This is a genomic window from Saccharopolyspora montiporae (genome assembly GCF_015209505.1).
Classification (GTDB): domain Bacteria; phylum Actinomycetota; class Actinomycetes; order Mycobacteriales; family Pseudonocardiaceae; genus Saccharopolyspora; species Saccharopolyspora montiporae.
This window is the reverse complement of record NZ_JADEYC010000025.1, coordinates 34,234-59,167: the sequence shown is the minus strand read 5'-3', so window position 1 is coordinate 59,167 and position 24,934 is coordinate 34,234. Positions and strand designations below refer to the sequence as shown.

20 protein-coding genes and 1 pseudogene are annotated in these 24,934 nt (G+C 66.6%); 10 read left to right on the top strand and 11 right to left on the bottom strand.

Features of this window, described 5'->3' with window-relative positions; all coding sequences use genetic code 11:
• Nucleotides 1-183: 183 nt before the first annotated feature.
• Both IQ251_RS15175 and IQ251_RS15170 read right to left on the bottom strand, forming a co-directional pair.
• Entirely contained in the window at nucleotides 184-978 is a 795-nt protein-coding gene (locus tag IQ251_RS15175; RefSeq protein ID WP_193929240.1) for a hypothetical protein, read from the bottom strand.
• 256 nt (nucleotides 979-1,234) lie between these two features.
• Nucleotides 1,235-1,864, bottom strand: coding sequence for a TetR/AcrR family transcriptional regulator (locus tag IQ251_RS15170; RefSeq protein WP_193929239.1), 630 nt, complete (start codon nucleotides 1,862-1,864; stop codon nucleotides 1,235-1,237).
• Nucleotides 1,865-1,945: 81 nt separating this feature from the next.
• Between IQ251_RS15170 and IQ251_RS15165 the strand changes: the two genes are divergently transcribed.
• Both IQ251_RS15165 and IQ251_RS15160 read left to right on the top strand, forming a co-directional pair.
• Complete coding sequence (locus IQ251_RS15165; RefSeq protein ID WP_193929238.1) at nucleotides 1,946-3,442, top strand: flavin-containing monooxygenase; 1,497 nt, start codon at nucleotides 1,946-1,948, stop codon at nucleotides 3,440-3,442.
• A gap of 133 nt (nucleotides 3,443-3,575) precedes the next feature.
• The gene (locus tag IQ251_RS15160; RefSeq protein ID WP_193929237.1) at nucleotides 3,576-4,343 is read left to right on the top strand and encodes a DUF6319 family protein; all 768 of its coding nucleotides are present in this window, start codon (nucleotides 3,576-3,578) and stop codon (nucleotides 4,341-4,343) included.
• A 6-nt stretch (nucleotides 4,344-4,349) separates the two neighbouring features.
• On the opposite strand, the gene IQ251_RS15155 is transcribed toward IQ251_RS15160, so the two are convergent.
• Nucleotides 4,350-5,588, bottom strand: coding sequence for a M14 family zinc carboxypeptidase (locus tag IQ251_RS15155; protein WP_370591418.1), 1,239 nt, complete (start codon nucleotides 5,586-5,588; stop codon nucleotides 4,350-4,352).
• Between the two features lie 140 nt (nucleotides 5,589-5,728).
• On the opposite strand from IQ251_RS15155, the gene IQ251_RS15150 reads away from it, so the two are divergent.
• Nucleotides 5,729-6,856, top strand: a complete 1,128-nt coding sequence (locus tag IQ251_RS15150; protein WP_193929236.1) for an MFS transporter — start codon at nucleotides 5,729-5,731, stop codon at nucleotides 6,854-6,856.
• Nucleotides 6,857-6,963: 107 nt separating this feature from the next.
• A complete protein-coding gene (locus IQ251_RS15145; RefSeq protein WP_193929235.1) occupies nucleotides 6,964-7,386 on the top strand; it encodes a hypothetical protein in 423 nt (140 codons plus the stop codon).
• A gap of 28 nt (nucleotides 7,387-7,414) precedes the next feature.
• Here IQ251_RS15145 and IQ251_RS15140 read toward each other — a convergent pair whose 3' ends face one another.
• On the bottom strand, nucleotides 7,415-7,795 hold the full coding sequence (locus IQ251_RS15140) for a hypothetical protein (RefSeq protein WP_193929234.1): 381 nt from the start codon (nucleotides 7,793-7,795) through the stop codon (nucleotides 7,415-7,417).
• A gap of 264 nt (nucleotides 7,796-8,059) precedes the next feature.
• Between IQ251_RS15140 and IQ251_RS15135 the strand changes: the two genes are divergently transcribed.
• From IQ251_RS15135 to IQ251_RS15115, 5 genes and pseudogenes are all read left to right on the top strand, one after another.
• A complete protein-coding gene (locus IQ251_RS15135) occupies nucleotides 8,060-10,162 on the top strand; it encodes a transglycosylase domain-containing protein (RefSeq protein ID WP_228047026.1) in 2,103 nt (700 codons plus the stop codon).
• A gap of 273 nt (nucleotides 10,163-10,435) precedes the next feature.
• Nucleotides 10,436-11,842, top strand: a complete 1,407-nt coding sequence (locus IQ251_RS15130; protein ID WP_193929233.1) for an APC family permease — start codon at nucleotides 10,436-10,438, stop codon at nucleotides 11,840-11,842.
• A gap of 12 nt (nucleotides 11,843-11,854) precedes the next feature.
• Entirely contained in the window at nucleotides 11,855-13,219 is a 1,365-nt protein-coding gene (locus tag IQ251_RS15125; RefSeq protein ID WP_193929232.1) for a serine hydrolase domain-containing protein, read from the top strand.
• 101 nt (nucleotides 13,220-13,320) lie between these two features.
• A pseudogene (gene arfB / locus IQ251_RS15120) lies at nucleotides 13,321-13,756 on the top strand (alternative ribosome rescue aminoacyl-tRNA hydrolase ArfB).
• A 64-nt stretch (nucleotides 13,757-13,820) separates the two neighbouring features.
• Nucleotides 13,821-14,771, top strand: a complete 951-nt coding sequence (locus IQ251_RS15115) for a patatin-like phospholipase family protein (RefSeq protein ID WP_193929231.1) — start codon at nucleotides 13,821-13,823, stop codon at nucleotides 14,769-14,771.
• Here IQ251_RS15115 and IQ251_RS15110 read toward each other — a convergent pair.
• From IQ251_RS15110 to IQ251_RS15100, 3 genes are all read right to left on the bottom strand, one after another.
• On the bottom strand, nucleotides 14,768-16,240 hold the full coding sequence (locus IQ251_RS15110; protein ID WP_193929230.1) for a sodium:solute symporter family protein: 1,473 nt from the start codon (nucleotides 16,238-16,240) through the stop codon (nucleotides 14,768-14,770). The genes IQ251_RS15115 and IQ251_RS15110 overlap by 4 nt on opposite strands.
• A complete protein-coding gene (locus tag IQ251_RS15105; protein WP_193929229.1) occupies nucleotides 16,237-16,467 on the bottom strand; it encodes a DUF3311 domain-containing protein in 231 nt (76 codons plus the stop codon). The genes IQ251_RS15110 and IQ251_RS15105 overlap by 4 nt, the downstream gene beginning before the upstream one ends.
• 144 nt (nucleotides 16,468-16,611) lie before the next feature.
• Nucleotides 16,612-18,258 (bottom strand): amidohydrolase, encoded by a 1,647-nt coding sequence (locus tag IQ251_RS15100; RefSeq protein ID WP_193929228.1) that lies wholly within the window; start codon nucleotides 18,256-18,258, stop codon nucleotides 16,612-16,614.
• A gap of 345 nt (nucleotides 18,259-18,603) precedes the next feature.
• Here IQ251_RS15100 and IQ251_RS15095 point away from each other — a divergent pair, with 345 nt between their 5' ends.
• Nucleotides 18,604-18,900, top strand: a complete 297-nt coding sequence (locus IQ251_RS15095) for a hypothetical protein (protein ID WP_193929227.1) — start codon at nucleotides 18,604-18,606, stop codon at nucleotides 18,898-18,900.
• Nucleotides 18,901-19,544: 644 nt separating this feature from the next.
• Here the strand turns inward: IQ251_RS15095 and IQ251_RS15090 are convergent.
• The 4 genes from IQ251_RS15090 to IQ251_RS15075 form a co-directional block, all read right to left on the bottom strand.
• A complete protein-coding gene (locus IQ251_RS15090; protein WP_193929226.1) occupies nucleotides 19,545-20,150 on the bottom strand; it encodes a GTP-binding protein in 606 nt (201 codons plus the stop codon).
• Nucleotides 20,151-20,228: 78 nt separating this feature from the next.
• Nucleotides 20,229-20,759, bottom strand: coding sequence for a DUF742 domain-containing protein (locus IQ251_RS15085; RefSeq protein WP_228047024.1), 531 nt, complete (start codon nucleotides 20,757-20,759; stop codon nucleotides 20,229-20,231).
• A 73-nt stretch (nucleotides 20,760-20,832) separates the two neighbouring features.
• Nucleotides 20,833-21,273 carry a roadblock/LC7 domain-containing protein gene (locus IQ251_RS15080; protein ID WP_193929224.1) on the bottom strand — a complete coding sequence of 147 codons (441 nt, stop codon included), beginning with the start codon at nucleotides 21,271-21,273 and terminating at the stop codon, nucleotides 20,833-20,835.
• A 15-nt stretch (nucleotides 21,274-21,288) separates the two neighbouring features.
• A complete protein-coding gene (locus tag IQ251_RS15075) occupies nucleotides 21,289-24,411 on the bottom strand; it encodes a sensor histidine kinase (RefSeq protein ID WP_193929223.1) in 3,123 nt (1,040 codons plus the stop codon).
• Nucleotides 24,412-24,934: the final 523 nt, after the last annotated feature.

Sequence of the window (24,934 nt, the reverse complement as noted above, 5' to 3'; positions counted from 1 at the left end):
GCACATCAGGCTACCCATCGGGACTCCGGCAACAGCCCTGTGGGAGCGGGCTGTATCGAGCATCACGCAGCGGGCCGCGGAGAGCACGCTCCGTGCGCGACGCTGTGCGCAGCAATGCCGTCCCGGCGCAGAGAGGTGGCCCCGGCTATCGAAGCCGGGGCCACCTCGCCGAAGTCGTGCTGGTCAGCCGAGCGGAGCGGGCTGGTCCGGCAGCGCGTTGCCGAGCTCGCGGCCCGCACCGTCGACCAGGGAATTCGCCGCGTCATCCAACTCGGACACCACGGGTGCGTTCTGCGCAGCGGGAACGGTTTCTTCGAGCGGCTCGACGGTGACCGGTTCACGAGAGGTCTGCAGCGGGTTGTTCTCCAGCAGTGGCATCACCGCACCGACCGGCTCGGCAACCGGCTCAGTCGAATAGCCCTGCGCCGCGGTCAGTTCCACCGCGGTGTCCAGCGCGGAGGTACCCGAGTGCTGCGGTCCCCGCGGCCCGATCTCCGCGTCGAGCAGTTCGGCGTTCTCGGTGTGCTCGGTGAGCAGGCCGAGGTGATCCGGGGTGGCCGAACCGCCGACGGTCGGCCGGGCCTTGGTGGCCTGTTCGATCTCGGCGGCACCGTTGACCAGGTGGCCGGTGATCCGGCTCGGCTTCTCCGGCGTCAGCAGCGGCCCCTCGGCGCGCAGTTCGTCGGCGACGCCGTGGCCGGCGCGGGTGATGTCCGTACCCACCTTCTTCACCAGGTTCGGGGATTTCGCGTACAGCTCGGCGTCCGCGCAGGGAGCCTTCGTCGATCCGAATCCGGGCTGCTCCTGCATCGAGCAGGCGTTGATCGGAGCCTTGAACCCGATCTCGTCCGGCACGGAGGAAAGGTCCGGCTTGGTCAGCTCGGGCTCATCGGCCGCTGCGGCGGTCCCGGTCCCGACTGCGGCGAATCCCGCGGCCACAACGGCTGCTTTGACGGTGCGCGTGGTCCAGGGATGCAAAGTCAGTTCTCCTTGGGTCTGGCGTGTTGGTCCGGCCGTCCGGTCCGGAACAGACGGGCTGTGCGCAGCTGCGGGACCGAGTTCACCCGGCGCGGGGCAAGAACGACCGACGCGCGGGTTATCGGTGCACGCGGAGTCGATCTTGATGCACACAACCCCCAACAACCCGAAAGCGTGAGCCCAACCCCGAGTCAAAGCTGGAGCATGGGAACTTTCCTGTCACTCGTGACAGGAAAGTTCCCATGCTCGCACCGGCTCACAGGTCTTGGGTGAGGCTTGGCGTGATCAGGGCCATGAGGTGTTCGGTGGCCTTCTCCGGGGTGATGTCCGGCTGTTGCTCGCGCCAGAGGGCCAGTCGTTCGCACGCGCCGATGATGGCTTCGGCGAAGGCTTCGAGTCGATCGGCGCCGAGGTCCGGGCGTGCGGCTCCGAGCAGGTCAGCGGTGAACTGGATCTGCTGCTTGCGGATGGCTTCGAGGCCGGAGTTGACCGAGGCGGCGGGCAGTGCGGATTCGTTGCGCAGCAGTTCCCACGCCAGCGAGTGCTCGTCGCCGAACGTGAAGAACGCGAGCAGGCAGTCGTGCACGAGTTGTTCGGGGCCGGCGGCATCGGCCGCAGCGGCGGTGGTCGCGTCGAGCAGTTCGCGCTTGGCGCGTTCCAGGCAGGCCAGCAGCAGGCCTTCCTTGGAGCCGAAGTATTCGTAGAGCATCGGTTTGGACAGGCCCACGCGCCGGGCGATCTCGTCCATCGACGATGCCTGGTACCCGTCGGCGGCGAAGACTTGCTCGGCGACGGCGAGTATCTGCTGCTCCCGCTGTGCCCGGGAGAGCTTCCGGTGGGTTTTGGCGGGTCCTCCGCCGACGCCGTCGGCATGCCGTGCAGTCACGAAAACACCCTACCGCAAGTAACCTACTCGTAGTAAGCTACTAGCTGGTAAGTGTCGCGCCCGGTGGTCGAGGAGGGGCTCATGGTGCAACGGCAGTCGCGGGACCAGCGCAGCTACACGACATCAGTGGTGATCGTGGGAACCGGGTTCTCCGGGCTGGGCATGGCCATCCGGCTCAAGCAGGCGGGTATCCACGACTTCATCGTGCTGGAGAAGTCCGAGGATCTCGGTGGCACGTGGCGGGACAACACGTATCCCGGATGCGCCTGCGATGTCCCCTCGCTGATGTACTCCTTCTCCTTCGAGCAGAACCCCAACTGGTCGCGCATGTTCGCCCAGCAGGGGGAGATCTCCGAGTACCTGCAGCACTGCGCCGACAAATACGGCGTGCGCGAGCACATCCACTACGGCGTCGAATTCACCGGCGCCGAGTTCGACGAGCAGCACCGCACCTGGCGGGTCAGCACCGGTGACGGCACCGAGTACGTCGGCCGCGCCCTCGTCTCCGGGGTCGGCGCGCTGCACATCCCGAGCTATCCCCGACTCGACGGGCTCGAACGGTTCCAGGGCGAGATGTTCCACTCCGCCGACTGGAACCACGACTACGACCTGTCCGGCAAGCGCGTGGCCGTGATCGGCACCGGCGCCAGCGCCATCCAGTTCGTGCCGCAGGTGGCCAAGCAGGCCGAGCGGTTGCATCTGTTCCAGCGCACACCCCCGTGGATCCAGCCCAAACCCGACCGGCCGATCCCGCCGAAGGTGCGCAAGTGGTTCCGTCGCGTCCCCGGAGTCCAGCGCGCCGCGCGCAACGTCCTGTACTGGGTCCTCGAAGCGCGCTACTTCATGGTGTTCAATCAGCGCCTCGGCAAGCTCGCCGAATGGTTGTCCAAGCGCTACATCCGCAAGGCCATCAAGGACCCGCGGGTGCGCGAGGCGGTCACCCCGGACTACGCGATCGGCTGCAAGCGCATCCTGCTGTCCAGTGACTACTACCCGGCGCTGAACCGTTCCAACGTGAACCTGGAGACCGACGGGGTCTCCGAAGTCCGGGAGAATTCCGTGGTCACCGCCGATGGGCGGGAGCACGAGGTGGACGCGATCATCTTCGGCACCGGATTCCACGTCACCGACGCCTTCGACCACCTCGACATCCGCGGCCGCGAAGGCCGCAAGCTGCAGGACACCTGGCGCAACGGCATGGAAGCCCATCTCGGCATCACCGTGTCCGGCTACCCGAACCTGTTCTTCCTGCTCGGGCCGAACACCGGGCTGGGGCACAACTCGGTCGTGTTCATGATCGAGTCGCAGATCAACTACGTGCTCAGCTGCCTGCGCCCGATCTGCCGCGGCGACATCGGCTACCTCGACGTCCGGCAGGACGTGCAGGACGAGTTCAACAGCGAGATCCAGTCCGAGCTCACCGGCGCCGTGTGGTCGGCGGGCGGTTGCCAGAGCTGGTACCTGGACGAGCAGGGAGTCAACCGCACCGTGTGGCCCGGGTTCACGTTCAAGTACTGGTACCGCACGCGCAAGGCGGCACCGGAGGACTACGAGATCACCGCGGCCGACCGCAGTTGATCCTTCGCACGGGCGTTCGATACACTTCGATCCGTCCCTGTCGAACGTCCCGGTTCGAATCGCCCGGCGCGCCGGATTCCTCCTGAGTCGCACCCCGGTTCGAGAACGGGTCACCCTTGAGCAAGGGGTGCCGATGTCCTCGCTGTCCGCACCGGAACTGCGCAGCATCCGCGACGAGCTCGCAGCCGGCGGCACGCCCACCGTGTGGTTCACCGGTTCCGCGGTGGGCGTGTCGGAAGGCCGTTCGGGCAAGGTGGTGTCCCTCGGTGAACCTGCCGAGGGGGACTTCATCCAGGTCCGCCCTGCCGGCTCCAAGGACGTGCTGTCCTTCTCCGCGGCAGAAGTCACTCAGGTCAAGCCCGCGCGCAAGCGCTCCGCCACCACCGCCGCCGCGGCGACCGAGAACGGCGGTACCACCACCGCGCGCACTGGGTCCGCCACCCGGTCGGGCGAGAGTTGCCCGGCGGGCCGGACGTCGGCCGAAACGCCGTCCACCAACGGAAAATCCGGCGTCTCGAAGGCGTCCGGCAATCGAGGTGGCGCCGCGCCGTCCGCGAGTTCCGGCACGTCGGCTGCGGGCGGCGACTCCGGAAAAACCCCGGCGAGCAAGGCATCCTCGGGCAAGCGGCCTGCGCGTCCGTCCGGCGCCACGGTCACGCTCACCGCGGACGAGGCGGGCCAGTGGACGGTGGAGGTGCTCACCGGCAAGAAGCGGAGCGTCCGGCCCACCCAGGTGTCGCCGAACGCGGTCGCCGAAGCCGCGAAAGCATTGCACGAGGACGTCGCCGCCGCGGTGGAACCGCTGATCGACGCGGCCCGCGAACAGCAGCGGGCACGCGTCGAACAACTGCGGGCCGAACTCGCCTCCGCCGAACAGGCGTTGGACGATCTCGCCCGCTGACCGGTCTCATTGCTCGATGTCCACCCTGGACCCGGTCTCCGGGCCGCGATCTGTCGGCGGGATCCGGTCGTAGTCGGCCGGGTCCAGCTGCTCGACCTCCCCGCTGGCCACGGCGGACACGATCCCGCTCAATCCGATGTAGACGGATTCGGTGAGCATCTCCCGGTGCCGCTCGCCCAACGTCTGGGTCTGCCCGCGCACCTCGAACAGCACCGCACCGCTGCCGTTGAGCTGGAACGCGCCCAACCCGGTCCCCGGCAGATCGATGTCCTGCGGGTAGAGGGTGATGTTGCCGAAATCGGGATTCCGGCCCGCCGCCTCCTGCAGCGAGTCGTAGGCGGCGACATTGAGCTGCTTGGAATAGTCCTGCCGGAACCCGTCCGCGAACCGCGCGTACCCCGATCCCTGCGCAGCCGGATCCTGCACGAACTTCCCGGACAGGCTCATCGTCACCAACCGGTCCGTTCCCGCCACCGTGTAGCACGCCCCCTGGTGATGCAGATCGATGTAGGTGTCCACGTCGCCGAACTCGCGCTGCAGCCCGGTGTAGACGTCGCGCACCGTGCGCGTCTCCGGGCTGAGGAACCATCCCGGTGCGGCACTGTCGCCCGGGAAGTCGGCCGGATCCGGCTCGTAGTCCAGATCCGGGTGGTAATCGCGGTTGACATCGAAACCCGGCCGGTGCGCGTAGTCATCGCCCTGCCGCTGGTCCGTGTAGTAGTTCCACGGCTCGGCCGCACCCGCCAGCTGCGGGAACCGCTGCTGCACCTCCTGCCAGGTCATGTCGTTGCCGCGCCGGTCCAGTGCCGCACCGTCCGGATTGATCTTCGGCATCGCCACGATTGTCAGCTCGGAGCGGATGCGCTGCGCCTCGCTCGAACCGGAAGTGCCGACGTAGTCCAGCAGATCCAGAATCCCGTCCGGCCCGGTCTTCTCGTTGCCGTGGATCTCCGCAGTGACGAACACCACCTTCGGTCCGTCTCCGGCCCGCGCCAACACCATGTCCCGGCCCCGGTTCGACTCGCCCACCGCGTCCACCGCAACCCGCCCCTGGCTGACCCGCTCGATGCGGTCCAGCTCCACCAGCAGCTCGTCGTAGCTGGTGAACTCCGAGATCGGGTTCTCCCGCGGCTCCTCGCTGCACGGGGGTGGGGCAGCTCGGGTTTCGGGCGCGCTCGCCGCGGGAACCACCGCAGAAGCGGTCGCCGCGCAGGCCAGCAGTGCCAGCGTTCGCATCCGGTGCATGCACAACTCCTCGGGTCGTCGTGCCGAAGAGCCAAGCCGACGTGCGAGCAGCGCACAATCAGTCGGGAGGTGGACATCCCGGAGCACGCGTCCTATTCCGGCGCTGGACAGCGGTGGTTGCCGGGACCTAGGAAGAACTGATGCATCCACCCGCCCCGGTCGCGCCGCCTACCCCGCTGCGCAGCAGATCGTTCCTCCTGCTGCTGGTATGCACCCTCGGCGGATTCACCGGCTACGTGCTGCTCCTGCCGATCGTGGCGATGTGGGCGGTGCGCGGCGGTGCCGGCGAACTCGCGGCCGGCGCGGTCAACGGAACCTTCATGCTGGTCACGGTGCTGACCCAGTTGGGCATGCCATGGTTGCTGGCCCGGATCGAGCACCGGACGGCGCTCGGGCTCGGCGTGCTGCTGATCGGGCTGCCCGCCCCGCTGTACGCCGCGACCGCGCAGCTCCCAGGGCTGCTCGCCATCTCCGGGGTCCGCGGAATCGGATTCGGTCTGCTCACCGTGGCCGGCAGTGCGCTGGTCGCCGAACTCGTCCCACCCGCCGTCCGCGGACGGGCCGCCGGTCTGTACGGACTGGCCGTCGGGCTGCCCAACGTCGCATTCCTGCCCGCCGGGGTATGGCTCGCCCAGCACATCGGCTTCCAGGCCCTGTTCTGGACCGCCGGACTCGTCCCCGCCGCCACCGCCGCGATGGCGTTCGGCATCGCGCGCACCACCAGCCGCGGGCCCCGCGCGAGCGGCCGTTTCCCGCGGGCGCTGCTGTCGCCCTGGGCCACGATGACCGCCGGGGCGCTCGCAGCCGGCGGTCTCGTCGCGTTCCTGCCGCTGGCGGTCGGTTCCGGAACCTCCTCGGTGGCGCTGCTGGCGTTCGGCGCCACCACCCTCCTCGGTCGGTGGCTGGCCGGGCAGATCGGTGACCGGGCCGGGCGCCGCCAGGTTCTCGTGCCCTCGGTGCTCCTCGCGGGGCTAGGCGCGGCGCTCGTCGCGGTCGGGGCCGGCGATGAGTCGGCACTGGCCGTCCCGGGTGCGGCTCTGCTCGGCGCCGGGTTCGGGGCGATGCAGAACGTCACCCTCGTCGCGATGTTCGATACGACCAGTTCCGGAACGGCCAGTACCGCCTGGAACATCGCCTACGACGGCGGCAACGGACTCGGGTCCGTCGGATTCGGGATGCTCATCACACTCTCCGGCTATCCAACCGCCTTCGCCGCCGCAGCCACCCTCATCCTCCTCTGCATCCCCCTCGCCTCCCGTTCCAGGTGACAGCATGGGAACTTTCCTGTCACCTGTGACAGGAAAGTTCCCATGCTGTCAGCGCCCGCGCGTCACCGGCACGTCGATCGACACCGGATTGCCCTAGAATCGTCGGTGTGCATCGCAGGCTGTTGACCACCCGCTGGTTGCTCCTGCACGTGCTGTTCCTGGTGGCCACCATCGCCACGGGGTTCTTCACCGTGTGGCAGTGGGACCGGGCGCATGAGGCGGGAGGAAGTTTCCAGAACCTCGGCTACGCGCTGCAGTGGCCCCTGTTCGGAGCGTTCACCATCTTCCTGTGGATCCGGATGATCCGGATGGACATGCATGCCGACACCCCGTCCGCCGAGGGCGTCGAACCGTCCCCCGCGCAGGACGCCGACAACCCCGCCCCCGATCACCGCGGTGGGCGGCGCGTCAACCGTCCGCTCGTTCCGCCGCCCGCGCCGCCCGTCGACTCCGACGAGGACCCGGACCTGGCCGCGTACAACCGCTACCTCGCCGGCCTCGACGCCGCCGAGGACCGGAGCGGTAGCTGACCGGTTCGCTCTCCACGGGTGTCACCGCTCAGTTGAAGGTGATACCGCCCTCGATGCGGTCCGCCTGGATCACCTTGTTGGCATTGCCCGAGACGTGGTTGACGACACCGCCGCCGGTGGCCGAGATCTGGTTGTGCACGATCTCTCCGGCGTCGCGCAGCTGCTCAGCGAACTCGCTGTCCTGCCCGCGCGCACGGTCCAACCGCTCCGCCAGGGCCGTCACCTCCGGCTGCCCCGCATCTTCCCGCTCTGCGGCTGCCAACGCTGCACTCGTCTCCGGGTCTTCCCCCGCCCTGCTGCGCACCAGATCCCGGATCTTCGACAGCGCTTGCTTGCCTGCGGAGCCGAGTGCGGCGGCGGCTTGGCCGGCCAGTGCGGTGGCCACGGACTCCAGGAACGGATCTGTCATGCTTCCTCCAAGCCGATTTGATGATCGCCAAGTGTAGTGATCAACCGGCGGTCCGAGCCCTGTTCGCTCGCACGTCGGCCAATCGGCGCAGCGTCGGGAGGATCGCCCGATGTGGTATTAACGAAGTGACTGACGGCAAACAGAAGTAGACGCCGGAAGGCCCGGTGCTGCGGAGCGCGAAGCCCGCGGTGCGATGGAGCGGATGGTCGGCGGGATCTGGGTGAGCACCGCGGACGGGTGCTGGTCGAGTCGCATCGACAGCTGATGATTGGGGCAGGCGTGCGCAGCGGCGTACTGAAGATGTTCGGGCTGTGCGTCCTGGCGGGCGTGCTGGTGGCAGGCTTACTGCTGCCCGCGGCCACCGGCGCGGGGGCGATGGTCAACGAGACGACCGATGCGATGTCGCGGATGCAGGGGTCCTTGGCGCGCCGCGACATGCCGCAGGTGTCGACCATCGCGGACAAGGACGGGCAGCCGCTTGCGTACCTCTTCGACGATTACCGCGTCGAGACCAAGCCCGAGCAGGTTCCGGACACGATGAAGGCCGCCATCACCGCGGTCGAGGATCGCCGCTTCTGGGACCACGAGGGTGTCGACTGGCACGGCACGGCCCGTGCCCTGGCCACCAACATCGGCAGCGGGGAAACCTCGCAAGGTGCTTCCACGATCACCCAGCAGTACGTGAAGAACTACCTCGTGCACGTGGCGGCCAACAACCAGATGGAGGCCGAGCAGGCCAAGGAAACCACGGTCGCCCGCAAGCTCCGCGAAGCCAAGATCGCCCTGGAGCTCGAACGCACCATGACCAAGGAGGAGATCCTCACCGGGTACCTCAACGTCGTGCCGTTCGGCAACCAGACGTTCGGCGTCGGCGCGGCCGCCCAGACCTACTTCGGCACCTCGCCTGACCAGCTCACCATCGCCCAGTCCGCCCTGCTGGCCGCCATCGTCAACCAGCCGGGGTCGCTGAACCCGAACACCAACCCCGAAGACGCGCTGGAACGCCGCAACCTGGTCATCGACCTGATGGCCGATCCGCGCAACAACCTCCGTATCACCGAGGAGGACGCCGAGCTCGCCAAGCAGGAACCGCTCGGTGTGCTCTCCCCGCTGGGCAGGCCGCCGAACGGCTGCGTCGGTGTGGGCGACGGCGCGACCGACGGGTTCTTCTGCACCTACGTCGTCGACTACCTGGACAAGCTCGGCCTCGACAGCGACGAGCTCAAGACCGGTGGGTATACCGTGCGCACGACCATGGACCGCACGGCGACCGATGCGGCCAAGGAAGCAGCGCGCAACAACGTGCCGACCCAGACCGACGGCATCGCCAACGCCATGTCCGCGGTCGAACCCGGCACGGACAAGCACAAGGTGCGCGCCCTGGTAGCCAGCCGCGACTACGGCAATGATGCGAGCAAGGGGCAGACCGCCTACGACATCGTCAGCAGGGTCCAGCCGTTCGGCGCCGGGTCGATCTACAAGGTCTTCACCGCTGCGGCCGCGATCGAACAGGGCATGAGCATCGACGACACCGTGGACGTTCCGCCCTCCTACACATCGCAGGTCTACAGCAACGGCACCAACCCCTACACCGTCGGCAACGCCGAAGGTGTGGATCCCGGACCCACTTCGCTGCAGATGGCGCTGGCCAAATCACCGAACACGACGTTCGTGGCGCTGCAGGAGAAGGTCGGGCTCAACAACGCAGTCGACATGGCGTCCAGGCTCGGGCTGCGTACCGGAATGAACGGGGTCAACACGAGCGGGCAGACCCTCGACGAAGACGGTTCCAACGGGCCGGCGCAGGGTGACTACATCAAGCAGAACAATCTCGGCCCGTTCACGCTCGGTTTTACGCCGACCAGCGTCCTGGAGCTGTCCAACGTAGGCGCGACCATCATGAGCGGCGGTGTGTTCTGCCCGCCGACGCCGATCGAGGAAGTCACCGATCGGCACGGCAACCCGGTGCCGCTCAACGAGCCCGGCTGCGAGCAGGCCGTCGCACCGCAGGTCGCCAACGAGTTGGCGCAAGGGTTGAGCAAGGACGACACCGAAGGGACCTCGCGCGCTGCCGCCGAGGCGTCCGGGTGGAATCGCCCGATGATCGGCAAGACCGGGACCACGCAGGAGCACAAGTCGGCGGCCTTCCTCGCCGCTACTCCGCAGCTCTCCGGCGCGGTGCTCACCTACGCTGACGGCAACCGCCCCGAAGGCATCTGCGATGGCGGTGGTGACGCGCCTCCGTTCCTGTGCGGTACGGACGGCGGCAACATCTACGGCGGCAAGGTGCCTGCCCGCACGTGGTTCGAGGCCATGACCAAGATCCACGAGGGAGTGCCGGTGGCGCCGTTGCCGGGCAACCCGTAACCGGCAGGCGCCGACGCGGCTCGATCACCTGACCACCCAGGGTGGTGGGCGCGGAACAACCCGCACCCACCACCCTTTTTGTCGCCCGCATCCGATTCCGGAAGCGAGCATGGGAACTTTCCTGTCACTCGTGACAGGAAAGTTCCCATGCTCGCAACGCTCCAGGAAACGTCGATGCGCTCCACTGCACGATGCAGCTCTTGCCAAGCGCGCTCGGCGGCACCAGGATGTGACGCCATCGCGCGATAGAGTGACTACGTAGTGGAGCGGGAAATGAGCGACAACGGTTCGTTCGTGCGTGTCCTCGGGCGCAAGGATGTACTCGCGGTGGGATTCGGCTCCATGATCGGCTTCGGGTGGGTCGTCCTCGCCGGGGAGTTCATCGCCCAGGCGGGAACCGCGGGATCGGCGCTGGCGTTCGCTATCGGCGGCGCGATCGTCTGCCTCGTCGGCCTGACTTACGCCGAGCTCGTCTCCGCCATGCCCAAAGCAGGGGGAGAGCACAACTACGCGCTGCGGGCCCTGGGTGCCCGGCCGGCCTTCGTCACCTCGTGGGCCGTGGTGATCGGCTACGTTTCGGTCGTCGCGTTCGAAGCGGTCGCCCTGCCAGAAACGATCGCCTACCTGCTGCCCGACATGCCCGGACCGACGCTGTGGACCATCGCCGGATCACCTGTGCACAGCTCCTGGGTGCTCATCGGGGTGCTGGGCGCAGCGATCATGACCTTGGTGAACTACATCGGGATCCGGCCGGCTAGCGTGTTCCAGAGCATCGGCGTGATGTTCCTGCTCGCGGTAGGAGCAACGATGTTGTTCGGCCTCTTCATCGGAGGTTCTCCGGTCAACGCCGAACCCCTGTTCACCGGCGGCACTCCCGGAGTGCTCGCTGTGGTGGTGGTGACTCCGTTCCTGTTCCTAGGTTTCGACGTCATCCCGCAGTCGGCGGAAGAAGCCGCGTTCTCCCGTCGCAGGATCGGGCATGTGCTGGTGTTCTCCGTCGTGCTGGCCACCGCGTGGTACGTACTTGTGCAGCTGACCGTCGGATTTGCGCTGCCCAGCCACGAATCAGCGGGGGCCGAACTCGCGACCGCCGACGCCATGACCGCGCTGTGGGGCACGCCCGTGATGGGCCAGGTACTCGTCCTCGGCGGTATCGCAGGAATTCTCACCAGCTGGAACGGCCTGCTGATCGGCGCCAGCCGCCTCATCTACGCGATGGCGTCCTCCGGAATGCTGCCCGCCTGGTTCGGGCGCCTGCACCCGAAGTACCGCACACCGGGGAACGCGGTCCTGTTCATCGGCGGTATCAGCTGCATTTCCCCCTTCTTCGGCGACCAAATGCTGACCTGGCTGTCCAACGCGGGATCCACCAACATCGTGCTCGGATACCTGCTGGTGGGCGTGTCGTTCCTGGTGCTGCGCAAACGTGAACCGCAGCTCGAACGTCCGTACCGGGTCGGGCCCGCGCGCACCGTCGGAGTACTGGCCGTCGTGCTCAGCGGCGGGCTGATCGTGCTCTGCCTGCCCGGCATGCCCGCAGCGTTGGCGTGGCCGCAAGAGTGGCTGCTCGTCGGTGCGCTGTGGATACTCGGACTGGTCTTCGTGCTGCGCGTGCCTCGCGTGCGTGCCGGCCCCGAGGCCGAGCACCACCTGTTGCAGGCTTCCGGCCGGATCGGGTGACAGCATCACCGCATGCACAGCACCCTCCTGCCCACCACACAGCGCGCGCTGGTGCGCCGCCTTGCCGTGGAGCAGAACCGCAACCGGATCCCATCGCTCGTGGCGGGCCTGGTGCGCGACGGTTCGACGATCTGGTTCGACGGGCGTGGCGAAGTAGCGGGGCGACCGCCGACCAGCGACACCCAGTACCGCGTCGGATCCATCACCAAGATGTTCGTCGCGGTCCTGGTCATGCGCTTGCGCGACGAAGACCGACTCGACCTGGCCGATCCGCTGGACCACCACCTGCCCGGTACCGCGATCGGCAACCGCCCCATCGGCGAAATCCTCGCGCACTCCAGCGGATTGCGCGCCGAACCGGCCGGCCCGTGGTGGGAGCGAACTCCGGGGCACGAGGCGCCCGAGTTCCTCGCGGCCATCGACAACGACGCAGTGCGCCCGAACCCGCGGCACGTCTTCCATTACTCCAACACCGGATTCGGTGTGCTGGGCGAACTCGTCTCCCGCATCCGTGGTGAACCCTGGCACCGGGCCGCGCAGCGGGAGATCCTGGATCCACTGGAGATGGGCCGGACCACGACGGCGCCGGCCGCTCCGCACGCGCAGGGCTACGCAGTGCACCCGTGGGCCGACGTGCTGCTCGCCGAACCTGCTGAAGACGCGAGAGCCATGGCCCCGGCGGGTCAGTACTGGTCCACGTTCGACGACATGGCCCGTTGGGTGCGCTTCGCAGCTGGCGACAGCGGCGACGTCCTGCATCCGGCGACCGTCGAAGAGATGCGCGCACCCGGAGCCGTGGACGACGGTGGCGAATGGCGAGCGGGATACGGCCTGGGCATGCAACTCACCCGCAACCGGGGCCGCAGGCTCGCTGGGCACACCGGATCCATGCCCGGATTCCTGGCCACGCTGTGGGCCGACCCGGATGAATCGACCGGGGTGATCTTCATGGCGAACACGACGGCCGGTGTCGCCGGTAGCTTCACCACCGACCTGCTGGACCTGCTCGACGAGCACGAGCCGCCCATCCCGGAGACGTGGAGACCCGCGGAGCACATCGACGAACGGGCCTTGGAGATCACCGGACAGTGGTACTGGGGGCCGAGTCCGTTCGTGCTCCGCGTGCTGCCGGACGGAATGCTGGACCTGGCTCCGTTGCGGGGCCGGGGCCGAGCGTCGCGGTTCCGCGACAACGGTGACGGCACGTGGACTGGGCTCGATGGCTACTACCGGGGTGAGCGCCTCGCGGTGGGCCGCGGTGCAGACGGGAAACCCAGCCACCTCGACCTGAACACGTTCATCTTCACCCGCACCCCGTACGACCCGGAAGCACCAATCCCCGGCGGAACAACCCCCTGGCACCCCGGCCCCGCCTAGCGCCGCAGCATGGGAACTTTCCTGTCCCATGTGACAGGAAAGTTCCCATGCTGCACGGTCTGCTCGCGGTGTCGGCATCCGTTGTGCGCGATCCTGGGGAAGTGTCCGCAGACCTGCCTGTCACCCGGCGCTGGACAATTCCGGCGGCAGAACTCTCCGAGCGCTTTTCCCGATCTTCCGGACCTGGTGGTCAAGGCGTGAACACCACCGAGTCGCGAGTCGAACTCAGCTTCGATCTGGCCGGGTCCACCTCGATCCCCGATACCTATCGGCCGCGCGTCGCCGCGCAGCTCGCGAACCGAATCTCTGCCGGGAAGTTGACCGTTCAGCGCATCCGAGCACCGCACGCAACGCGCAAACCGCGCGGTCGCACGCCGGCGGCTGGCCTCTGCCCTCGCCGAAGCTGTCCAGCCACCACCGCCCACCCGCAAACCGACGAAACGCAGCAGAGCCGTACGCGAACGGCGGTTGGCCGCGAAGAAGCACCGCGGCGAGATCAAACGCGGACGACGTCGCGGACACCCCGGCGCGGACTGACGGGCGAATCACCGCGACCTGGCTAGGCTCGAACCGGAGGAGGGACCGCAGAGAGGACTTGCCGATGCGCACAGCATGGGTGCTTCCGGGTGGATCCACGTTCGGAGCGATTCAGTCTGGCCTGGTCACAGCGTTGATCGACGGGGGAGTCGAGCCGGATCTGCTCGTCGGGACCTCAGTAGGGTCCCTTAACGCCGCGTGGCTGGCCGGTGATCCGTCTACCACCGGCGCCGCTCGACTCCGCGAGCTCTGGACCAGGCTGCGGCGCACCGATGTCTTCCCGATTCAACCCCTGCGCATCCTCGCGGGCAAGATGGGGTTGTCGAACCACGTCATGACCAGTCACGGGCTGGCTGACTGGCTGAACAGGACCTTGCCCTACCGCAGGTTGGAGCACGCGGCGGTGCCGTTGACCGTCACGGCCACTGACGTCGACAACGGCGACCCGGTGTACTTCGAGCGCGGTCCCGCGTTGCCCGCTCTGGTCGCCTCGTGCTCGATACCGGGCATGTTCCCGCCGGTGCAGGTCGCGGGGCGCTGGCTGGTCGATGGCGGGCCCGCCGCGTTCATGCCGGTCAGCCGCGCTGTGGAACGCGGGGCCGACCGGGTGTTCGTCCTCCCATGCGGCGGGACCGAACCGTTCGTCGTCAACCGCAGGAAAACGCGCGGTATCGGAGCAATCGCCACGTGGCCACCGCCGAAGTCGCCACCCCGGTCGGTCGGCGGGGTCAACGGGGCGGCTCTGGGTGCGGCGATGGTCTCGGCGGCCCGGCTCGATCTGCAGCTGAACGCGGCACGGTGCGACCTGTACGTGTTGCCCGCGCCATCAGTGGTGGGTTTGTCGCCGTACTCGTTCGAACACGTCGGAGAACTGATGGACGCATCCTTCGAGATCGCCTCCCGCTGGCTGCCGGAAGCACGTCCAGTACCCCGAGGGCCGGTGGATATCGGTGGCAATCCTTCCGGTGGCAACCACTTCGGGGTGAGCACCACCGCGCAGGAACATCGCGGTTAGCGTGTTCCGGCCTGTTCGGCGAGTTCGTCGGCTGCCATCCGCTCGCCTGGTACCCAACCCGGCCGGATTTTGCTCACGAGAATGTTGACCGTCACGTTGAGCACGAGTCCGATGACGCCCGAATTGACCCCATGCCACGGATCGTTTCCGGTGGCGACCAGAACGGCGACCACCGCCACGCCCACGCAGAGCCCGGAAACCGCGCCTGCGACCGACATCCGCCGCCAGAACAGGCTCACCAGCACCACCGGCAGCAACTGCGCCAATCCTTGGTACGACAACACCGACAATTGCACCAGCGTGCTCGGCGACAGGAACGTGAGCACGAGAGCCAGCAAACCCACCGCGAACGTGACGAGCTGCGACAGCTCCTTCTGCCGTGACGCGGTTCGCGGGTGTACACCGAGAACTGATCGACCCCACATCGTGCCGATCACCAGCATGAACACTGCCATCGGGACGATTGAGGACAGTGCGCCGGCGACGCCGATCAGACCCACCAACCACGCGGGCATCGAGTCCACCACGAGCTCGAACATCGCCAGGTTCGAATCGGCGAGGCCCGGGACCACGAAGATCGCGGCAAGCCCCAGCAGGATCGGCACGAACAGCAGAACCTGGTAGAAGGGCATAATCATGGCATTCCTGCGCAGGACATTCGGATTCTTCGCTCCGAGGTATCCCGCCACCGTTGTCGGGAAGATGGTGTACACAACGCCGTTGAGCACTGCTGTGGTGGCGAACCACAGCATGCCCAGCGATTCGTCGCCCTGTCCCGGGAGTGTCAACCACTCCGGACGTTCGGTCACCAGGCGCTCCAGCATCGGGCCGACCCCACCGAAGTAGTGCACCGGCACGTACACGAAGACGATCAGCAGCGTGAGGAAGACCAAGGCGTCCTTCAGCACGGAAACCCAGGCACTGCCACGCAGGCCGGAAAATATGATGAAGGATTCCGTGACGAGGAACGCGATCACGTACCCGGCGCCGAGGCTGATCGTGCCGTAACTGATCGTGGAAACGACCACGCCCATTCCGGTGATCTGCAACTGGATGTAGGGCAGTAGGAACACCGTGGTCAGGACGGCTACCAGGGCGCCGAGCCACGGGGAGCTGAACCGGTGCGCTGCCATGTCGGTGATGTTGTGGAGGCTGTTCCGGTGCGCGTAGTGCCACAGCACGGGGCCGATCAGATATCCGACCGCGAAGCCGATCGCGAGGTATGCCAGCAAGTAGAAGACCGGCATCCCGTAGTCGTACGACCAGCCGGCAGCCCCGAGGTAGCTGAAGCTGGTGTAGGTCTCACCGGCCATCAACACGAAGATCAGTACGACGCCAAGGCTGCGGCCGCCCACCGACCACTCCGTCAGGTTCGACCGGTCCCGGCCCCGGAGCGACAACAGCCCCAGGAGCACGGTGGCCAGCATGAACAACCCGAAAATGCCGACCGAGACGACAGCGTTACTCATCGGCTCTCACTCCCGTCGCGACGCTCGTGGTCGGCTCGCCAAACCGGATCGCCTCGTGCGGCCAGCCAGACGCAGACCGGCGTCAGCAGGGTTCCCATGAGCATCCAGAACATGAAGAACGGCAGGCCGAGAACGACCGGTTCGATGCGGTTGTAGAGGGGGAGTGCCACTACGAACAGCACGACCGGGCCGACCAGCCACCACAATGACCTGCGCTTCCTCAGCATCCACCCTCTCCTCGCCGTCTCGGCAACAGCATGGGAACTTTCCTGCCACATGTGGCAGGAAAGTTCCCATGCTGGCACCTGGCCGTCGGGCGTGAAGCGTCGTGTGATCAGCGGTACGCCGAGGTGCCAGGTGCCTGTTGTCGTCTAGCGCTCCTGGCCCAGGTGCCATACGGGCTCTCCGCCCACCCACGTTTGCCGCACGTCGAGGTCCGGAAGCGCGATCGGATCAACGGTCAACGGATCCCCGTTGAGTACCGCGAAGTCCGCCAAGAAACCGGGCCAAATCCGTCCCTTGCAGTCGTCCTCACCCGACGCGTGCGCAGATCCAGTCGTGTACAACGCGAGGGCTTCTACCGGGGTGATCCTCTGGGATCCGCCGAGCACTTGCCCGTCCGACTTCCCCGAGCCGGAACGGCGCGTGATGCAACTACGCAGTGCCCGCAACGGCTCAACTGGACCGCACGGGAAATCACTTGACCCTGCGACCGGTACGCCTGAATCGAGCAGTTTCCGATGGGCGAACATGCGCTCCAGTCGGTCGGCACCGTAGTAGGCGAGCAGTTTGTCCCCGTGGAAGTCCACGTAGCTGCCGAAGGGAACAGCGATCGTTCCGCTGCGTCGAAGCCGGTCAACGATGTCATCGTCGACCACGGTGCAGTGTTCGATGCGGTGCTGCACCTGCACATCCGGGTGCTTCTGGCGAGCACTTTCGATCGAGTCCAGCACCATCCGGATAGCCCGATCACCGTTGGCGTGGATCGCGAGCCGGTTGCCCGACCGGTGCACCAGCTCCACCAGCTCGTCGAGCTCCTCGACGGGAAGTGTCTGGATTCCGTGGTCCTCAGTTCCTTCGAACGGCTCATCTACCAGGCACGTTCCACCTGCAACCGCACCGTCGGCAAATGCTTTGATCCCGCCGATGCGCAGCCACCTGTCACCGAAATCTGTTCGGAGGCCGGTCCTCCGCAACGCATCGACATGGGGGTAGGTGAGTAGGGCATTCACTCGAACGGTGAGCAGTCCGCGCCTGTGCGCCTCCTGAAGCAGACCAAGCTCCACCGGACCGACCATCGCATCACCGACGCTGGTGATGCCCAGCGCGTTCAACGCACGCAGCGTCTCGATCAACTGCGCCAAGGCCGCTTCCTGATCCTGCGGAGGAATCGCGGGGTTCCCACGAGACAACGCTGGGTAGGCCACATCGAACAGCGCCTGTTCGTGCACGATCCCGGTCAGCCGACCATCCGCATCCCGGACGAGTTCGCCTCCGGGCGGGTCTTGTGACGCCTCGGTCAAGCCCGCAGCGTGAAGACCAGCCGAGTTCACCACGCCCCAGTGCGCTCCGATATTGATCAGGAGAACGGGATGCTGCCCTGTCAGTTCGTCGAGGTCATCCCGGGAAAGCGGGGTAATGTCCCCGGACTTCGCGTGGTCATAGCGGGTTCCAACGACCCACTCACCGGTAGCAGAAGAAGAGATACGCTCGCTGAGCAACGAAGCGACCTGCGCATGGGAAGTGGCGTGCGAGAGGTCCACTCCGCGCATGTTTCCGGCGGTCATCGTCGGATGCTGGTGCGCGTCGTTGAAACCGGGCACGATCGTGGCGTTTCCGAAGTCGACAAGTTCGGCGTTCGGGTGCTGCGCGAGCAAGTCGTCGTACTCGCCGACTGCCGTGATCCATTCGCCAATCGTGACGAAGGCGGGTTCAGCGGCAATCAGGTACGGGTCTTCGTCACACATCGTAACGACCCGGGCAGCTTTGATCAGGCGTGGACGCATGCCAACACTCATCAGGAACCTCCCGCGACGATCACAGCGGGAGTGCATGCTGCCCCCTTTGAGGCGTGCGCACCAGACCCCAGGTGAAAGATCCTGGTGCTGCGGCAAGATGACAGGAAAGCGTCCATGCTCGCAGCCACTGGGCAGCCCCCACGTCGGCCGGAAGTGAGCTCACCGACCGAGATGAACCTGTGGACGGGGCCGGCCAGCGGCAGTTCGGTACGACCGCTCCACCTCTCTTCGCACCTCGTCGGGACTCGCCTGGATTCGGGTTGGTAGCAGCCGGAGCACGATGACGCCGTTCATCGCGTACCGCGAGTCCCGACGAGCGGTCGCAGCATAATCATACCGGGAGAAGTGAAAGTCGAAGGAATCGATCTCAACCGCGAGCCCGACATCATCGAACCACGCATCAGGCCGCGCGATGTACCTTCCCTTCTCATCGAACAACGCCGCATTCCAGGCAGGTTCGGGCAGATCCGTGGTGCGGAGCAACTTGAAAGCGCCCAGTTCGGCGACGGAACGCAGGTCCACAGCGAGAGACCGGAGAATTTCCCGGGGGAGGCCGGTACCCCGGCGGCTGCCCAGTTCCATTTCGGACATGAGATCGTGCGGATGGCAGCGTCGCCGATGTTGGATAGCTTCGACCAGTAGCTCCTCGGTGAGCGCTCGTGACTTCCAGGTGCGCACTGCGTCGGTGGTCGCACGGGATAACGGGGCTGTCGGGAACCCGTCGATCTCCACCGGCGTGGGTAGCCGTGTGGTTCGCTCGAAACGCATGTGAGCATGACTTTGGATCTTGCGCTGATGCGGGATCAACACGTGTATTGGCTCGTCACGTGGTGGCGAGCGCAGACCGTGCAGTCGTGCGGCGTGCATTCCGGTCAGGACTGCGCCGGGGCCCGCCCGGAGCAGGGCCGCCTCGATGAGGTCTTCAGTAGTGGGTGGTCCCGGTGCTACTAGCACGATCCCGGGGGCCAAACGGCTCCACGGTCCGTCGGCGCGTGCACGGCGGTATGCCGTTGACTGTGAAACCCCCAATCGCTCCAGTTCTCGGACACGGAAGACTCGGCGATCCGGATGGGGCGACGGCACGGGAGCGCGGCTGGCAGCGGTCATGGGGCGAACTATCCGAGACATCCTGGCGCAAGCCGATCATTTCCGCCCCAGTGACCGCGTGTCGTCCACGACTCCCTCTTGGTCTATCGATCTCCGTCCATGTCGGACCCGGTGCGTATTGGGGGTGCAGCATGGGAACATTTCTCCTGCTCGTGACAGGGAAGTTCCCATGCTGTCACCTACGCCGGTCGCTGCATCCACCAGTGCATCGCGTACTTCACGAGGTTGATGAGGGTGTTCTTGGTCGACTCACGGTTGCGCGCGTCGCATGCGATGATGGGTGTTTCGTCCGGAATCGCGATCGCCTCACGGATGTCTTCGAAACGGTGCTGGAGGTGCCCGTCGAAGCAGTTGACGCCCACGATGTATGGAAGGCTCCGGTCTTCAAAGAAGTCGATCGCGGAGAAGCAGTCTGCGAGTCGACGGGTGTCTACCAGCACGATGGCGCCGATCGCTCCGCGCACCAGGTCATCCCACATGAACCAAAAGCGCCGTTGCCCGGGCGTTCCGAACAGGTAGAGGATCAAGTCGGAATCCAGCGACAAGCGCCCGAAGTCCATGGCGACTGTCGTCGTGCCCTTGTCTGGGGTGGCCTGCAGGTCGTCGATGTCCTTGCTCGCCTCTGTCATCACGGCTTCCGTGGTCAACGGCATGATCTCGGATACCGACCCTACGAACGTGGTCTTACCGACTCCGAAGCCACCGGCGACGACGATCTTGGCTGAGGTTGCCGTGGTCTGCGCGTCGACGTTGTGCAGAGTGCGTGTCTGCGTTTCCGATGTCATTCTCGGATCACCTCGGATCTCGGTAATGCTCGTGGTCGTGTTCGCCCCGGTCCTGTGAAGGGGGTCGCGCTGTCGGAGTCACAGTCGCCGCAGCCCACTCAGGACCCTCTCCATCAGCTGCAGGTGGGAAGTACTTCCGTTTTCAGTGACGGTGTTGTGCACCGTTACAAGGCCCAGGTCGGCCATGTCGCCCAGCAGAACCTTCGCGACGCCGAGCGGGACGCCGAGCATTGCGCCGACTTCAGCGACCGATCGAGGGTGTTGGCAGATACCCGCGATGGAATGGTGCTCGACCCGTTGAAGGCGTCCGGCATGGCAGGAATCGCTTGTGGATACGAGGGTTTCGACTTCGAGTCGGTAGTTGGACCGTGTTCTCCCGCCGGTCCATGCGTAAGGCCGGATGTAGGTAGCCGTGGACTCCACTTCGTTCACTTCCGGCGGTTGGGGCGCGACTTCGGGAGCCGGCCGGTTCTGGTCGGTTATCGGCCAAGACAGGTCTTGCCCGGCTGGGTCGTCGGGTGGTGGCACGCTGGAACCGTTCGGGTCCGTGGTGCGGTACCGCTTCCGACGTGCGTGATCGAGCGCGAATCTGTTGAAGACGTCGGCCATAGAACCGGCCGCGGAGTCCTGGTCCGCATTGTCGCGGCGCTCAGGTGTGCCAGAACCTGCGCTCATGGTCGCCTCACACCGACTGTCCGGACATCGCACGACTCGTTCCTTGCAGCTGGGAACGCAGCTGAGGTGTGAGGATCTGGCCGACGCGCTCCACCAGCAGGGCCATTTCATAGGCGATCAAGCCCATGTCGCAGTTCGGGGCCGCGAGTACGGTCAGACACGAACCGTCGCTGATGGCCATCTGGAGCATCAAGCCCCGCTCCATCTCGACCACGGTCTCTGTGACGCCGCCCGCTTCGAAGCACCGCGCAGCCCCCTGGGTGAGGCTGAGCAGACCCGACGCCACCGCTGCGAGCTGGTCGGCACGATCGGTGGGCAGCTTAGCTGAGGCCGTCAGTAGCAAGCCGTCAGCGGAAACCACCACCGCATGAGCAACTCCCGGAACACGTTCGGTGAAATCGGTGACAAGCCAGCCGAATTGGTTCGGTTGTGGTTGCTGGGCGTTCATTCCGTTCCGTCCTCCTCACTCGTTCGGGGAAAAGTCCGCGCTCGGCGTCGCATCGCGGAGGCTGTGTTTGCCTTCGCGGATCCCCTGTTGAAAGCTGGTGAGCCGTCCCCGCATCTCGTCCGCGTCGCGCTGCGGTTTTGATTCCGCTCCGTCTGCGGATCCCGGTACCAGCTGCGCCTTGGGCGTTCGACGCGGCAGTCCGGCGGTCGTGTAATCTTCCGGGTCGCTGTCGAGTACTTCCTCCGGGCGCTGTTCTCCCGGAGTGGAATCGAAACCCCAGTCCACTTGCGACGAATCTCCTTGCGCGGTTTCGGAATACTCGGAAGCTTCATGGTGGTGGCGGCCGCGGCGCAGGCCCTCTTGGAAGGAAGCGAGTCGACCGCGCGCTGTGTCCGGATCGCGTGTCGACCGCTGCGCCTGGCCGCTTGTGGGGACTGCGCTTCCCTGGACCAGGTGGGCACGCGGAATGCGCTGCGGCAGGCCGGCGTCGGTGAAGTCAACAGGGGAAGCTACCGATATCTCATCGGCCCGCTGCTGCTCGTCGTCGCTCGCGAAGGTCCAGTCGATCTGACTGTCGGGAGGTTGCGAGGAAGGGAACCTTTCTTCCACCGGTGACAGAAAGGTTCCCTTGCTCGCATCAGGCTCCGCGGTGGGCCAGGCGGGTTGGTGGGGGTGAGTCGGGGTGGTGGACTCCGAGACCTGGAACCAGGCCGAGGCGAGGTCGTCGAACGAGGTCTCGGCGTCCTCCGGTGTGTTGCTGCTGACCGGTGGGGCATCGAAGCACGATGGCCCGGACACCGGTACCACCCCGTTCTGCCCGGCTCCTTCGGCACTCGTAGCGGACGACCCGTCGTCGGCGCCGGTAGCACTGTCGTCGGTGCCCGCGGATGCGGTTCCGGCCCAGGCAACACTGTCGGCGAATCCGAAGAGATCGGTGGCCTCGGACCTCGCGTCGTCCGGAGCGTCCGGATCTTCCGGCTCGTTCTGCGCTGGGCGCAGCAGATGGAAACCGTTGCGCACCAGGTGGCGCTGGCTGGACGCGTCCCGCTCGGCGGCTTCCCAATCGAACTCCTGCACGACGGTGTCATCGTCGCGCATTGCGGGGGGCGCGTCGGTCGGTACGGCCGCATTCCCGTTGGTCCGCATCGGATCACCGCCGTCGGGGGGCGCGTCGACGAGCAGCTCCCGGGCCAGGCAGACGGTCGCTCGGACTCCGGTGCCTTCCGGTCCGGGACTCAGCGTCACGCGGATATCGTGTCGCGCAGCGAGACGGCCGACGACGAACAGACCCATCCGCCGGGAGGTCGACAGGTCGATCTCCCGGTCCGCGGTCAGCCGCTCGTTGGCGTTGGCGAGTTCTTCCTGCGGCATCCCGATGCCGTGGTCGGTGATGTCGATGTCCAACGACCCGTCTCCCCGCAGGTGGCCGGTGACCGTGACCTGCGTGTGCGGTGCGGAGAAGTTGGCGGCGTTGTCGAGCAGCTCGGCCAGCAGGCGCACCAGATCGCTCGCCGCGTAGCCGACGATCCTGTTGTCCGGTAGCGGCTGCACGATGACGCGGGGGTAGTGCTCGATCTCGGAGACGGCCGCCCGGACCAGGTCGGCAGGCGAGGCGGGGCGGGTGAACCGCCGCGCGGGGTCCGTGCCGGACAGCACCATCAGGTTTTCGTTGTTCCGGCGCATCCGGGTCGCCAAGTGGTCCAGCTGGAACAGGGTGGCTAGCTGGTCCGGGTCCTCCTCATCCCGTTCGAGCTGTTCGAAGAGGCGGAGTTGGCGTTCGAGCAGGCTTTGGCTGCGCCGAGACACGTTGATGAACGAATCCCCGTAGCTGCGCCGCAGTTCAGCCTGCTCGGTGGCGAGGCCGATGGCTTGGGTGTGCACTTCGTCGAACGCGCGAGCCAGTTCACCGACTTCATCGCGGGTGTGCACCGGAACGCGTTGCACCCCGGTGCTCGCGTCGTGGCCGGCCCGCAGGTCGGCGACAGCGCGGGGGAGCTGCTCGTGGGCCGCGGTCAGCGCGCCGCGGCGCAGCGTGTGCAGCGAGCCCAGGAGCTGACGCACGATGACGGCGGCCACGATGCCTGCGATCAGCAGGGTGGTGAACAGCACGACCGATTCCAGGCCGGCGATGTTGCCTGCGCGATCCTCCAAGCGGAATGCGGTGCTCTCCAACCGCTCGTGCAGATCTCGGCCGAGCGCGTCCAACGACCGCACCGTCGTGTCGGACTGCTCCTGCCACGCCGTCGGCGGAACGTTCTGCACGGCGGGTTGCGGTTGCTGCGCGGTGTTCATCGCCAGCTGGACCGAGGTCTCCCGCTCGGGCAGTTGCGGTTGTGCGTACAGCTGGTCGTAACGGTCTCGCTGCTGCAGGGTGGCGGCGGCGCGGAAGTCGTTGACCGCCGCGCTGCGCCGGGTCTCGCTGGCCGCCAGCCGCGCCTGGCTGTCGCTGGTGAATTCGCCGTGGCTCAATCCGGTGAGCACTAGCGCCTGCTGCAGCCGGACTTCTTCGGTGATCAGGGCGAGCTCGTGCGCGGTGGTGGCTTCGGCCACGACCTGCGCTTCGGACATCTGGCTGATCAGCGAGCGGTCGAGGCTCAGCAGAGTACCGATGATCTCGGTGTACCCGTTCGCGGCTTCGTCGGCGTGCACGCTTCGGTCGAGGATCCGGTCGCGGAGCGGGCCGAGGCCGGCTACGCGGTCCTCGGTCTCCAGGTGAGCGAATCGCAGCGTTTCCGCGTCCGGAACGCGGTGCAGGTCGTGCTGGAGGTTCGTGATGGCCGTGTCGGCCGCGCTGAAGTCGCGCTGAATCTCGGCCGGCGTTCCGGTCTCAGCCGAGAGGAAATCCGCGGTGCGGCTGCGCTCCTGCTGGAGTTCGCCCACGGCTGCGCGGACTGCTGATCCGGCGGTGACGACCCGATCGAGCTCACCGAACTCGGCGGCGCGGTCGATCTGGGACCGGATCTGGTGCACGCCGAGTGCCAACGCGAACAGCACCGGGATGAGCACGACGGCGGTGATCTTCGCCGGCAGCTTCCAGTCCTGCCATTGCCTGAATCGAGTGATGAATCCCGGCCTGCTGCGCGGCCGCGTGGCCGCCCGGGTCGTGTCCGCGGGCGAGTGGTCCAGTCCGCTGCTCACGACGCAGTCCTTTCCCGCGCGGTCGAAAATCCTTCTCGCAACAGCGCGTTGTGTGGGTGGGCGAGCTGGCCCGTCGGCGGTGCGCAGCGGTTCAGCCGCAGTACGGCGTGCCCGCGTGCGCACTCGTTGGAATGCGGGGCGCGGCCTCGTCTTCCGCACCTCGTGGATTTCGCCGATCGGTTTCGGGTGGGATTTCCCGGTCGTGCTGGATTCGGTGTGCCGATGTCGGTTGCAGAACCCTACCGCAGCCGATCACGAGACCAACAGGTCACGAAAAGGTGCCCTGACCTGCTGATTTTCCGAAATGGGAGATCATCCGGACGGCGGCTGGCGCGGGCGGGGTCGATCAGTGAACACTGCTCGTATCGAGCTTTCCCGGCCGCCTTCGGGAATACGTCACTCGAAAGGTGAACGGTGAATCCACGGGTGGCCGATGCGCCGCAGTTTTCGCCCCGTCAGCCAAGGGGTTGAACGCAGCCTTCTCGACCAGCTCGAACGGTCGGCTGGTCCGCAATTCGGGCGG

Coding starts and splice junctions, on each gene's coding strand:
- IQ251_RS15080 (WP_193929224.1), bottom strand. CDS start 21,273: ATGAACGCCCAGCAACCACAACCGAACCAATTCGGCTGGCTTGTCACC.
- IQ251_RS15130 (WP_193929233.1), top strand. CDS start 10,436: ATGAGCGACAACGGTTCGTTCGTGCGTGTCCTCGGGCGCAAGGATGTA.
- IQ251_RS15165 (WP_193929238.1), top strand. CDS start 1,946: ATGGTGCAACGGCAGTCGCGGGACCAGCGCAGCTACACGACATCAGTG.
- IQ251_RS15135 (WP_228047026.1), top strand. CDS start 8,060: ATGATTGGGGCAGGCGTGCGCAGCGGCGTACTGAAGATGTTCGGGCTG.
- IQ251_RS15110 (WP_193929230.1), bottom strand. CDS start 16,240: ATGAGTAACGCTGTCGTCTCGGTCGGCATTTTCGGGTTGTTCATGCTG.
- IQ251_RS15155 (WP_370591418.1), bottom strand. CDS start 5,588: ATGCACCGGATGCGAACGCTGGCACTGCTGGCCTGCGCGGCGACCGCT.
- IQ251_RS15160 (WP_193929237.1), top strand. CDS start 3,576: ATGTCCTCGCTGTCCGCACCGGAACTGCGCAGCATCCGCGACGAGCTC.
- IQ251_RS15090 (WP_193929226.1), bottom strand. CDS start 20,150: ATGACATCGGAAACGCAGACACGCACTCTGCACAACGTCGACGCGCAG.
- IQ251_RS15140 (WP_193929234.1), bottom strand. CDS start 7,795: ATGACAGATCCGTTCCTGGAGTCCGTGGCCACCGCACTGGCCGGCCAA.
- IQ251_RS15115 (WP_193929231.1), top strand. CDS start 13,821: ATGCGCACAGCATGGGTGCTTCCGGGTGGATCCACGTTCGGAGCGATT.
- IQ251_RS15085 (WP_228047024.1), bottom strand. CDS start 20,759: ATGGCCGACGTCTTCAACAGATTCGCGCTCGATCACGCACGTCGGAAG.
- IQ251_RS15100 (WP_193929228.1), bottom strand. CDS start 18,258: ATGAGTGTTGGCATGCGTCCACGCCTGATCAAAGCTGCCCGGGTCGTT.
- IQ251_RS15125 (WP_193929232.1), top strand. CDS start 11,855: ATGCACAGCACCCTCCTGCCCACCACACAGCGCGCGCTGGTGCGCCGC.
- IQ251_RS15105 (WP_193929229.1), bottom strand. CDS start 16,467: ATGCTGAGGAAGCGCAGGTCATTGTGGTGGCTGGTCGGCCCGGTCGTG.
- IQ251_RS15150 (WP_193929236.1), top strand. CDS start 5,729: ATGCATCCACCCGCCCCGGTCGCGCCGCCTACCCCGCTGCGCAGCAGA.